At 72.6% G+C, this 12,197-nt stretch carries 8 protein-coding genes; 4 read left to right on the plus strand and 4 right to left on the minus strand.

What is annotated here, in order from left to right; all coding sequences use genetic code 11:
* The 4 genes from AC08OV_RS20030 to AC08OV_RS20045 all read right to left on the minus strand — a co-directional run.
* On the minus strand, window positions 1-788 hold a 788-nt coding region (locus tag AC08OV_RS20030; RefSeq protein ID WP_476620100.1), incomplete at its 3' end, for a DUF3105 domain-containing protein.
* A 191-nt stretch (window positions 789-979) separates the two neighbouring features.
* On the minus strand, window positions 980-2,308 hold the full coding sequence (locus tag AC08OV_RS20035; protein WP_476615170.1) for a coenzyme F420-0:L-glutamate ligase: 1,329 nt from the start codon (window positions 2,306-2,308) through the stop codon (window positions 980-982).
* On the minus strand, window positions 2,301-3,299 hold the full coding sequence (cofD, locus tag AC08OV_RS20040; RefSeq protein ID WP_476615169.1) for a 2-phospho-L-lactate transferase: 999 nt from the start codon (window positions 3,297-3,299) through the stop codon (window positions 2,301-2,303). The genes AC08OV_RS20035 and cofD overlap by 8 nt, the downstream gene beginning before the upstream one ends.
* A gap of 163 nt (window positions 3,300-3,462) precedes the next feature.
* Complete coding sequence (locus AC08OV_RS20045; RefSeq protein WP_035940905.1) at window positions 3,463-4,071, minus strand: TetR/AcrR family transcriptional regulator; 609 nt, start codon at window positions 4,069-4,071, stop codon at window positions 3,463-3,465.
* Window positions 4,072-4,340: 269 nt separating this feature from the next.
* On the opposite strand from AC08OV_RS20045, the gene AC08OV_RS20050 reads away from it, so the two are divergent.
* The 4 genes from AC08OV_RS20050 to AC08OV_RS20065 form a co-directional block, all read left to right on the plus strand.
* Window positions 4,341-4,637 carry a hypothetical protein gene (locus AC08OV_RS20050; protein ID WP_462188316.1) on the plus strand — a complete coding sequence of 99 codons (297 nt, stop codon included), beginning with the start codon at window positions 4,341-4,343 and terminating at the stop codon, window positions 4,635-4,637.
* 136 nt (window positions 4,638-4,773) lie between these two features.
* On the plus strand, window positions 4,774-7,461 hold the full coding sequence (locus AC08OV_RS20055; RefSeq protein ID WP_476620101.1) for a bifunctional FO biosynthesis protein CofGH: 2,688 nt from the start codon (window positions 4,774-4,776) through the stop codon (window positions 7,459-7,461).
* Between the two features lie 449 nt (window positions 7,462-7,910).
* On the plus strand, window positions 7,911-8,528 hold the full coding sequence (locus AC08OV_RS20060) for a WhiB family transcriptional regulator (RefSeq protein WP_476615668.1): 618 nt from the start codon (window positions 7,911-7,913) through the stop codon (window positions 8,526-8,528).
* 27 nt (window positions 8,529-8,555) lie between these two features.
* Window positions 8,556-12,197: glycosyltransferase (locus tag AC08OV_RS20065; protein WP_476620102.1), on the plus strand; the 3,642-nt coding region annotated here is incomplete at its 3' end.

The raw sequence follows: 12,197 nt of genomic DNA on the forward strand, positions 1-12,197 counted from the left end.
GTGGTGGGCGACAGCGGCATGGTGCCCGCGCCGGGGATCGGGGAGGCGGCCGCGCCTGGATCCACCAGGGGGCCGTCCGCCGTCACGTTCAGGGTGCCGCCCGCCGCGCCGGACTCCGGAGCGGTCGGTGAGTCCCAAGTGGCCCCGGCGGCGTCCGGGTTCGCATGCTTGGTGACGAAATCCTTGATCACGTCCGCGGAGACCGTCGAGCAGCGCTGGGTGCGGTCCCAGGCGGTCAGGACGAAGTGCTTGTTGTCGACGAAGGTGCTCCGGGTCCAGGGCATACCGATGAATCGCGGCCCGGCATTCGCCGCGAGCTTGCGCAGCTTGTCGACCTGATCCGCCGGCAGGCTCTTGTCGTACCAGCCGATCACGAAGCCGTGTTCGAGGTTGTGTACGGCCCGTTCCGCCGAGATGCCCGAGTTCGGGTTGTAGAAGGGAATGCCGTCGGGCAGGGGGTCGGGGTTGTGGTTACCCGAGGACGGCGGTGACGCCTCGTACGTGACCGCTGTGCTGACGTGCGTCGAGCCGCGGAAGGGGTCGTTCGCCGTGCCGGTGCACCCGGCCGCGGTGGCGGCCGCCGAGGCCGGCGCGACGTAGCCGACCTTGCGGGCCTCGTTCTTCGATCTGCTGTCCGCGACGCTGTAGATGATGATGCCGACGAGGAGCGCGACGGCGACGAGCCCCGACGTCCCGTAGATGAGCAGCGCGCGGCGGCGTTCCCCGCGCTTCTGTTCACGGCGCAACTGCTCGAGCCGGGTGTTGCGTTCGACGCTCTTCTTACCCACGACAGCTGATCCTACGAAGTGTTGAACCACGTCGTCCGGGCAGGATGGATCCGACCCGCCGAACACCACCGGACACGCCCTGCCTCGCCACGCTGCACCGTGACCGTGGCGTCACTGATCATCCCGGAACCAGGTCATCCGGGACCAGGTCACCCCGGGACCGGGCCACCCGGGACGGGCCGGCCACGAGGTCAGCGGTGGAGGACGAACGCCGCGGTATCGCGGTCCGGTCGGGCGGGTACGGGCGCGGCGGCGTGCCCGACCCCGACCGTGCCCATCGGCGCCCAACCGGCCGGCAGGTCGAGCACCCGGGTGGCCACCTCCGGGCAGAACAGCGTCGACGATACCCAGCACGACCCCAGACCCTCCGTGGCCAGGGCGACGAGCAGGTTCTGCACCCCGGCCCCGACGGAGACGGTGAACATCCGCTCCTCGGCGGCGGCGCGGCGGGCGTCCGGATAGGGATGCGCGCCGTCGAGGACCATGATCGGAACGATCAGCAGCGGGGCACGCCGCAGCACCTCGCCGCGCCGGAGCCGACGCTCGACGGCCGCCTCGCCGAACCCGTCGCGTCGTAGATCGTCCGCCCAGGTCTCGGCCATCGCGTCGAGCAGCGCCGCGCGTCGCTCGGTCACGATCACGAAACGCCATGGTGTGGTGTGGTGCGGGGCCGGGGCGGTGAATGCCGCCGCGATCGCCCGGTCAACCGCGGCCGGGTCGACCGGGGTGTCGGAGAAGTCCCGCACGGTGCGCCGCTCGCGCAGCGCCGCCCGGCGCGCCTCGAGGGTGCCGAGGCGGAACATGTCCTCACCCGCGGGACGCAGCAGTGCCCGCCCGCCGGTGCCGTCGTCGGGCAGCCGGCCGTAGCCGCGGACGACCGCCACCGGCGTGGCGCCCAGCTTGCCCTTGACGAGGTCGGCGGCCGCGGCGAGCTCGTCGGCCTCGGCCACCTCGGTCATCCCCAGCTCGTTGCCGTAGCCGTCGAGGTCGCCGACGTGGCTGCGCAGCGCCGCCATGCCGGCCACCCCGATGGCGATGTCGGTCAGGCCGCGTCGCCACGGCCGTCCGGCGGTATCGGTGACGACGACGGCGACATCCACGCCGAGCACGGTGGCCAGGCCCGACCGCAGCCGCCTGGCGCTGGCGTCCGGATCCACCGGGAGCAGGGCGAGGGAGTCCTTGGCGATGTTCGACGCGTCGACCCCCGCGCTGGCGAGGACGAAACCGTGGTGCGTCTCGACGATCCGGGTCGGGCCGCGCCGGGCGACCTCGCGCACCGATTCACTGTCGATCATGGCCTGCCTGGCTTCCTCGCGGTCGCCGGACACCGTGACGAGCCGTCCCTCGGCCTTCGAAACAATCTTTGAGGTGACCACGATGACATCGCCGTCGGCGAGTGCCGGGCCGTGCGTCCGGGCGGCCGAGGCCACCAGGACGGCGAGATCGTCGCCGGGACGGACCTCGCCGATGCCGGTGAGCGGGAACACGCGCAGCGCCTGTTCCGCGCTGCGCTCAGACACCGGCGAGCTCCAGAGCCGCCCGGACGATCGCCACCGTGGCCTTCAGATCGGTCATCAGCAGGGGTGCCGCGGCCACGGTCGCGCCGGGAACGGTCGCGCCGGCGTCGGCGGTGTCGACGAGCCAGCCGTCGAGCAGTCCGTCCGCCGTCCCGGCTCCCGGGCGCAGGGCCGTCCCGTGCCCCGTCGCGGCGGTGCGCCCCCGGCCGCCGTAATGCACGCCCACCGCCTGGGCGGAGGTCTCGACGCCGATGGCGGCCAGGCAGGCGTCCGCCATCCCGCGCACGGCCGCGCCGCCGATGATCGGCGACACCCCGACCACCGGCGCCGCGGTCTCGTGCACGGCCGAGCGGATCCCGGGAACGGCGAGGATGGTGCCGATCGAGACGACCGGATTCGACGGGGGGAGCAGTACGACGTCCGCGTCGGCGATGGCGGCCAGGACGCCGGGCGCGGGCTTGGCCTTTTCCGCGTTCACCGGGATGATCGCCCGTGCCGGCACGGCGGCACGCAGCCGCAGCCACCACTCCTGGAAGTGCACCGCGCGCCGGCCGTCGGCGTCCGAGATCACCACGTGGGTCTCGATCCGCTCGTCCGACATCGGCAGCAGCCGTACCCCCGGCTTCCACCGCTCACACAGTGCCCGGACCACGTCCGAGAGGGAGTAGCCGGCGTCGAGCATCCGGGTACGCACCAGGTGGGTGGCGAGGTCGCGGTCGCCGAGCCCGAACCAGGCCGGCCCGACGCCGTAGGCGGCGAGTTCCTCGGCCACGACGAACGACTCGCCTTCGCGCCCCCAGCCCCGTTCGGCCGAGATCCCGCCGCCCAGGGTGTACATGACGGTGTCGAGATCGGGGCAGATGCGCAGTCCGTGCAACGTGATGTCGTCGCCGGTGTTGCCGATTACCGTCACGTCGGCCTCCGGCAGCGCCGCGAGCACGCCGCGCAGGAACCGGGCGCCACCGATCCCGCCAGCCAGGGCTGTAACTCTCACACCGACCGATCCTGGCACCGCGCCCCGGCGGATGGGGCACCGGTGGGCGGTGGTGGATTTCCCGGCCGGGGTGATAGTGACCACTGCCCAGCCGCGGACGGATTTCTCCGGACCGGGGCGGGCGCGCCGGTCCGTGCTCCTGACCGAGCCTTGCTCGGGGTTCCTAACCGAGCCTTGGCCGGGCGAACAACGGCGTCATCCATCCGTGGAACTCCGGCTTCGCCGGTATCGGCGTGTCCGTGCAGAAGGCCGAGAGCAGGAAGTGCACGAGATGGCTGGTCGGCCGGGAGGGCGCGGGGTTGGCGAGCCCGCCCTCGATGGTGGCGACCACCGCGTCCGCCGCGAGCTCCCGATCGGGTTCGGGCACGAAGTCGTGCACCGCGGCGAGCGCGAGCCCGTGCAGCCAGTCGTGCAGCCGCTCGTGGTACTCCATGACCGGCGCGGCGTGCGGGGCGCGTTCGGCGACACAGGGATGCAGCGTGCGGCGCCGTTCGACCGAGTCCAGGGCGAGGAAGAGCTTCGCCGCCGGGTCTCCGGGCAACGCGGCGATCCGGTCGACCTCAACGTCGAGCAGCCGGTTCAGCACCGCCGCGAAGGCATGGTCCTTCGACCGGAAATACCAGTAGACGGAGCCCGGCTCGATGCCGGCGGAACGGGCGATCTCCGCGATGGACGTCCCGGCGAACCCGCGGGCCAGGAACTGCTCCTCGGCGACGGTGAGCAACGCATCGATCCGTTCCTCGCGGGGAACCTCCTGGCGGTTGCGTGGCACCTGATCAGCGTAACGACTCCCATGGTGGGGCAGGAGGAAATCGATGCCCAGTAGTGGTAGCTCCCGTGCGGTACGGCGGCGCCGCCCCGGACGCCGGCATGATCGGAATCGTGTCCCGGTGTCGGGGGGTGCATTCCGGCCGGGCCCGGGTAGCGGAGTCCGGTGGACGTCTCGGGCGGATGTGTCCTGCTCACCGCCTTTTTCTTGATTCCGATTAGAGAGAGCTGTGAGAGTGAATCTCAGCTCTCTACGTCGCTGGAAGGACCATCATGTCCGATATCAGGACCACCAAGAGCCTCGAAGCCCTGTCCGCCTCCCTTAATCGCGCGCTTGCGGGGGCCCGCGCCCCCCAGGTCGTGGCCGCCCGCCGGGCCCAGATGCGACAGACCGCCGGTATGACGCCGGACGGGTCCGACCTCGCCGGCACCGGCCGGCGAGCCGACCGGACGCAGGCCTTGGTCGAGACGCTGGCCTCGCGCCGGCGGACGAATATGTTGATCGGTACGCTCGACCGGCTGCGCAGACCCGCCACCGGGTGGCGTGCGGCCGGCCGCGTGACACCCTGACTCCGGGCCGACCGGGTCTCCTGCCGAACCGCTCAGTACCGTTTCGGCACCGCATCCCTTCGATCCCGATGGTCACCGACCGGACCGGTTCATCTGCCGGGCGCCGGGGGGCGCCGCCGGAGAATCAGAGGAATTCATGATGAGTACGGCGGCGACATCCAGTGGTGCCGAATCCAGTGGTGCCGAATCCACCAGTGGTGCCGAATCCAGTTCCCCGCCGTCCCCGTCGGCGCTGCGCCGGGCGCTGCGCCGGGCCCGGGACGGCGCCACGCTCGATGTGGTGGAGGCCACCATTCTGCTGGCCGCGCGCGGCGACGACCTCGCGGACCTGTGCCGGTCGGCGGCCCGGGCCCGCGACGCGGGTCTGGCGTCGATCGGGCGGCCGGGTGTCGTCACCTACTCGCCGAAGGTGTTCATCCCGTTGACCCGGTTGTGCCGGGACCGCTGCCACTACTGCACCTTCGCCACCGTGCCGCACCGGCTGCCCGCCCCCTACCTCACGGTGGACGAGGTGCTCGGCATCGCCCGGGCGGGCGCCGCGGCGGGCTGCGCCGAGGCGCTGTTCACGCTTGGTGATCGCCCCGAGGGCCGATGGCCGGCGGCCCGGGAGTGGCTCGACGCCCACGGCTACGACTCGACGCTGGGCTACCTGCGCGCCGTCGCGATCGCCGTGCTGGAGGAGACCGGTCTGCTTCCGCACCTCAACCCAGGTGTGCTGAGCTGGGTGGAACTCGCCCGGCTCAAGCCGGTGGCCCCGTCGATGGGGATGATGCTGGAGACGACCGCGACCCGCCTGTGGTCGGAGCCGGGCGGGGCGCACTACGGGTCACCCGACAAGGACCCGGCCGTCCGCCTGCGGGTCCTCACCGACGCCGGGCGGCTGTCGATCCCGTTCACGACCGGCCTGCTGCTCGGCATCGGGGAGACCCGGGCGGAGCGGGCCGAGACGATCTTCGAGCTTCGAGGTCTGGCCCGCCGCTACGGGTCGATCCAGGAGGTGATCGTCCAGAATTTCCGCGCCAAGGACGACACCGCGATGCGCTCCGCGCCCGACGTCGGTGCCGAGGAGTTGGCCGCGGCCGTCGCGGTCACCCGGCTGGTGCTGGGCCCCACGATGCGGGTGCAGGCTCCGCCGAACCTCGTTGACACCGCGGAGTGCGCCCTGCTGCTTTCGGCCGGCATCGACGACTGGGGCGGCGTCTCCCCGGTCACCCCCGACCACGTCAACCCCGAGCGGCCCTGGCCGGACCTGGACGTCCTGCGTGCCGTGACGGCGCAGGCCGGGTTCACGCTGCGGCCCCGGCTCACCGTCTACCCCTCCCATCTCGGTGAACCATGGATCGACCCGCGCCTGGCCGGGCACGTCGGGGCGTTGGCCGGCGCGGACGGCCTGCTCGCCGACGGTGTGTTCCCGGCCGGCCGCCCCTGGCAGGAGCCCGACGGCGGACTCGCTGACACCGGCCGCACCGATCTGCACGCCGCGGTCGACACGGTCGGGCGCCGCAGCGAGAAACGGGCGGACTTCGGCACGGTCTACGGTGACTGGGAGTCGCTTCGTGCCCAGGTCAGCGCGGCCGGGACGGGGGTCGACGGAGTCGTCGGCACGGGCAGCCGGGCCATCGCGAGCCGGGCCGGCGCGGTTGCCGGTGCCGGTGCCATGCGGCGGATCGGCCCCGACATGCTCGCCGCCCTGCGCCACGCCGGGTCCGATCCGGCCGGGATCACCGACGACGAGGCGCTGACCCTGTTCGGCGCGGACGGCGCCGCCCTGGAGGAGCTCTGCGCGCTCGCGGACGGATTGCGCCGCGACGTCGTGGGCGAGGACGTCACCTACGTCGTCAACCGCAACATCAACTTCACTAATGTCTGCTACACCGGATGCCGGTTCTGCGCGTTCGCGCAACGCCGTGGGGACGCCGACGCCTACACGCTGTCTCTGGACGAGGTGGGCAGCCGGGCGGCGCAGGCCTGGGCGGTCGGCGCGACCGAGGTCTGCGTCCAGGGCGGGATCCATCCCGATCTACCGGGCACCGCGTACTTCGATCTCGCCCGTGAGATCAAGCGGCAGGCGCCGGGGCTGCATCTGCACGCCTACTCGCCGATGGAGGTTCTCAACGGCGTCACCCGCACCGGCATGTCGATTGGCGACTGGCTCACCGCGGCCCGCGAGGCCGGCGTCGACACGATCCCCGGCACCGCGGCGGAGATCCTCGACGACGATGTCCGCTGGGTGCTGACGAAGGGCAAGCTGCCCGCGGCGAGCTGGGTCGAGGTGGTGACCACCGCGCACCGGGTCGGCCTGCGTTCCTCGGCCACGATGATGTACGGGCACGTGGACACCCCCGCGCACTGGGTGGCCCATCTGCGCCTGCTACGGCGCATCCAGGACTCCACCGGCGGCTTCACCGAGTTCGTGGCCCTCCCCTTCGTCCATCACAGCTCGCCGATCTACCTGGCCGGTGTCGCCCGTCCCGGCCCCACCCGCCAGGAGAACCGGGCCGTGCACGCGATGGCGCGCATTCTGCTGCACGGTTCGATCGACAACATCCAGTGCTCCTGGGTCAAGCTCGGGGTGGAGGGCTGTCGGGCCGTGCTCGCTGGTGGGGCGAACGACATAGGCGGCACGCTGATGGAGGAGACGATCAGTCGGATGGCCGGCTCGCAGCACGGCTCGCGGCGTTCCGTGGCCGAACTCGAGGAGGTGGCCGCGGGGGCGGGTCGTCCCGCTCGGCAACGCACCACCACGTATGGCCGGATCCCTGACGAGCGCTTTCGCGCTGCCCGGGGCCGCACCGTCCGGGCCATGCTGCCGGTGGTGTCCTGACACCCGCCAAGTCCTGATCATCAAAAACTACTCTCCGTAGTCGAATGGGTCGGGGTTGCCGAGTCTGGTAGCTGATCGGTCTACGTTCGCGGCGGTTGCCCGAGCTCAGACCCTGCCCTTTTAGGGGTGTATGCCCTTTAGGTCTGGGCGGGATAATGCCGTTGTCGCGACCAATCTGATCGCGCAGAGTGACGGAAAGGAGGGTTGCGCGGACCCTCGGCGACAGGTTGTAGTGACTGTGAGCTATGGTCTCATCGCTGGTTGTAGAAGATGTTGCGACGGTGGGGTTGACGCGATCGAGTCTGGAGCGTGTAATTACCGGCGTGTCATTCCCCCCGCTGGCGGGGTTCGTGCGGTAGTGCGTCGCCTGACCGGTGTGGAAACCAGTCACCTGCGCGCCGGCGCCCAGGGGTGGCCGACCGCACCGCGACGGGTCTGGAGGAGTCCACATGGAGCACGCCGACGCGGGCGTCCACACTGTCCTCGCGGACGTCGAGCGTCCCGCTGAGCATGACCCGTTCGCTGATCACCCCGAGCGGGTGCTCACCGAACGGCACACCCGGGCCACATCCGAAACGGTCCCGCGGGCGCGGGCGCGGGTGCCGGCCACGGCCGCTCCCGTCCCCCCCGCGTTGACCGGTCGCTCCGTCGCCGAGGACACCGACCTCGTCGAGGACATCGAGGACGACTCCGTCGAGGACATTGACGAGGTCGACGATGTCGACGAGGTCGGTGACGACGAGGCCGACGAGGCGGAGACCAAGGACATGGAGGATCTTGGTGGATCGGCCGGGAGGTCCGCCCTCGCCCAGGTGATCGATCTGGGGATGGGGGACCTTCTCGGCGAGGCGATGGAGTGGCAGGAACGCGCGCTGTGCGCGCAGACCGACCCCGAGGCGTTCTTCCCGGAGAAGGGCGGTTCGACCCGCGAGGCCAAGCGCATCTGCTCGGGCTGTGAGGTCCGGGCCGAGTGCCTGGAGTACGCGCTGGAGAACGACGAGCGGTTCGGGATCTGGGGCGGCATGTCCGAGCGGGAGAGACGCAAGCAGCGACGCCGAGCGGTCTGATCCCGCCCGGTGACCGGCGGTCGGCGCATGACGGGCGATCCGGGCACGTCACAGGCGGCCACGGTCGCCGCGGTGACCGCTCTGCCCGATGATGCAGGGCCGCCGGTCGTCGCGGTCTGCGTGCTCGGTCGAGGGGGTGGTGGACCCGACGCCGCCGCCCAGGTCCGGGCCGCCCTGCGTGCCCAGACCAGACCACCGGACCGGGTCGTCGAGGTGCGGCTCGGTGGCGGGGGAGGCGTTCCCCGGCAACGCGCGTCTCCCCTGGACGGGGACGGTCGCCTCCCGTCCGCCGACCGTCCCGTCGATCCCGGCGCCGACGGCGCGGATGCTCAGGCCGGTGACCCGGTCGTCGAGCCCCTCGTCGTCGAGGTGCCGTCCGCCACACCGTTCGGCGCCGCCGTAGCCGTGGGGCTGGCTCGGCTGGGGAACCTACCGGAGCACGGATTCGTCTGGCTCCTCGACGACACCGCGATCCCTGCCCCAGGCGCGTTGCACACCCTGCTGGCCTACGCCCGGCTGGACCGGGGTGTCGCCGTCCTCGGTCCCAAACTGCTCGCCCGCGCTCCGGAATCCGCCCCACTCGCCGAATCCGCCCGGCCGGCCGAATTCGCCCCGGCGGCCGGAGCGGGCGGTCCCGCCGGAGCGGACGGTCCCGCCGGATCGACGGGTGCGCGGTCCCGGCCGGTGACGAGACCCCGGGTGGTTGAAGCCGGGGTGAGCGTCGACCGGGCCGGGCGACGGCATACCGGAATGTGCCCGGGCAATGATGATTATGGTCGGTGTGACGGGGTACGTGACGTCCTCGCCGTTGCGTGTTCGGGCACCCTCGTGCGGGCGGTGGTCTGGCGACTGCTCGGTGGACTCGACCCCGAGCTCGATGGTGGTCATGACATCGATCTTGGCTGGCGGGTGGCCCGTGCCGGCCTACGGGTCGTCGTCGTCCCGTCGGCCACGGCGACCGTGGCCTCGGCCTCGGCCTGCCCCGGGGGGTCGGCCTTCCCCGGGGCATCGGCCGACCGCGCGGGGGCTCTACGGGTCCGGCTGGCGAACACGGCGACGGTGCTGTTGCCGGCGATGGTGGTCGCCCTGCTCGTCGGAACGGCCGTGCGCACCCTCGGCCTGCTCCTGCGCGGCCGACCCCGGGCGGCGCTCGCCGAGCTCACGCTCGCCGGTACCGTGCTGGGGCGGCCACGGCAGTTGCGCCGGATGCGTCGGCGCGCCGCCTGCACGTGGGCGGTGCCGCACCGGGCCGTCCGCCCGTTGTTCCCGGCCCGCCGCCTGCCGTGGCGGCGCGGAGCCGGCGCCGAGGATCTCCTCGATCGGGCCGGAGCCGCCGAAGACGTCGCCGACACCACCTTGGTGGTTACCGGGCCCAGACCGGATGCGCACCCGTGCCGGCCGGCCTGGCCGCCGATGACCCTGGCGACCCTGCTGGGTGCCGTCGGGCTCCTGGCCATGAGGGGGATGCCGGCGGACATGCTCGGCGGGGGCCTGCCGCTCCCGACCGGCAGCCGGAACCTGTGGTCGGCCGTGTGGTCCGGATGGGCGGGGGCGCCCGATGGACCTCTGAGTGGTCCCGGGCCGGCACCCCCTTTCACCGCGCTGTTCGCCGCGGCGGCCACTCTGCTGGGGGGGAGGCCGGCGCCGGCCGCTTGGATCCTGCTGGCGGCCGGCCCGGCGCTCGCGGGCCTGAGCGCCTACCGGGCGCTCGCCCGGCTGGAACCACATCCGATCACCCGGTTCGGGCTCGCCGCCGGCTACGGGTTGAACCCGGTGATGACCGGGTCGGTCCTCGCCGGCCGCACCGACACCGTGGGCGCGGTGATCGGCCTTCCCCTGGTGCTCGCCGCCGCCGACGCGGTCCTGCGGGACCGGCGGGACGGCTCCGGCTTTGGCTTTGGCGTCGGCGGGGCGCCGGGCCGGCCGGTGTGGACGCTCGCGGTCTGTCTGGTCGGGTTCATCGCCTGCGCCCCGTCGATGCTGGTCATCGCCTGGGCGGGCCTGGTAGTCGTCGCGTTCCTGACCGCGCGGTCCAGGCTGCCCGCGATCATCGCCGCTCTGCTCGCGACGATCATTCCGGTGCTTCCGGACCTGCGGCTGGATCCCGTCGCCGTCCTCGCCGAATCGGCGATCGCCCTGGCCAGGCTGCCCCAGTACTCCCTGGCCCTGTTGGCTGGTGCGGACAGCGGACCCAGTGCCGATGTGGCCGGCTTCGTCGGTGGATGCCTGGCCTGCTGGTTGTTCGGCCGCCTCGCGGGCCGGGAGCGGGGCCGTCGGCGGCGCACGGCCGTGCTGGTGGTCCTTCCCGTGACGCTGCTCCTCCTCGTCGGGCCGCTGATCCTTGCCGCTCGGTTCCTGGCCGTGGATGTATCTCGGCCCGACGACACCACAGGGGCGAACCCGGCCGGCGTCGAGGGGGCCGGCCTCGCCCGCGCGGTCGCGGCCGTGACCCGCGCCGCCGGCCCGGGTGCCCGCGTCCTCGTCCTGCACCAACCGGCCTCGGCCAGAACGATCCGGTACACCCTGGCCTCCGCGTCCGGGCCGATGTTTCCCGAGACCGGCGCCCGCACCCCGCGGCGGTCCGGTCGGTTCCTCGCCGACATGGTCGCGGACCTCGCCACCAACGGTGGCCGGGCAGCCGGCTGGCTCCCGCTTCTGGGCGTGACATCGGTCGCCGTACCCACGGCCGACTCGGCCTCTCAGCTCGTCGCCCGACTGGACGCGACGCCGTCCTTGATCCGGGATCGTCCCCGTCCGGGGGCGATCTTCTGGCGTCCCGCCGTTACGGCCCGTGGTGCGACGGCCTCGGGAGAGCCCGGTGGGACCGGTGCGCCGCGACCGGACGCATCCGAGTGGGCGGGCGGACCCCTGGCCTGGGTGATGGAGTCCGATCGGGCTGATCGTCGTGAGCCGGTGGCGCGGCACTCCGCTCCCGCGGCGACGAAGCGGACAGCCCGCCCGATCGGTACAGCGCCGGGTGCTCCTCCCCTCCTCTCGGCGCCGCTGCCGCCAGCGCCCTCCTCGGTACGCCGGTTGGCCTCCGGCGAGCGGTTGCCCGCCCTCGCCGCCCGGTCCGGCCCGGCACGCTCCCTGGTGCTCGCCGTACCGGCGGATGCCGGATGGCACGCGTGGCTGGAAGGCCGGCCGCTGACTCCGTTCCGGGCGTGGGGCTGGGCAGCCGGATTCCGGCTGCCGCCCGACGGCGGTCGGCTCCGCATCGACCACGACCGGGCTTCACCCCACCGGGCCGTGCTGGGCCAGGCGGCGGCGCTCGCCGCGCTTGTCCTGCTGGGAATCCCCGTGCTGCTGGGAATCCCAGTCCTGAGGTCGCGGCGGATGGCTCCCCCGGCTGCAACGCAGCCGCGGCGGGTCGGGAAGGCTGAGCGGCCGTCGTGTCAGCGGCCGTCGTGTCAGCGGCCGTCGTGTCACGTCGTGGTCGTTTCGCGGACGGTCGTTTCGCGGATGGTGCTGCCGCTGGCGGTCCTCGGGCTGCTCGGGCTGACCGGGGCGTTCCTCGCCGGCACCGGCACCGGCACCAGCACCAGCACCGGTGCCGGGAAGGGACGGGTCTGGCCCCTGAAGGGACGGGTCTGGCCCCTGTCAGGCGCCATGCTGGCCTGCCCGGACCTGACGCTGGTGGCACCCGGTCCGGGCGGGCCGGGTGCCACC

This window comes from Frankia sp. CeTa3Moorea (assembly GCF_978021225.1).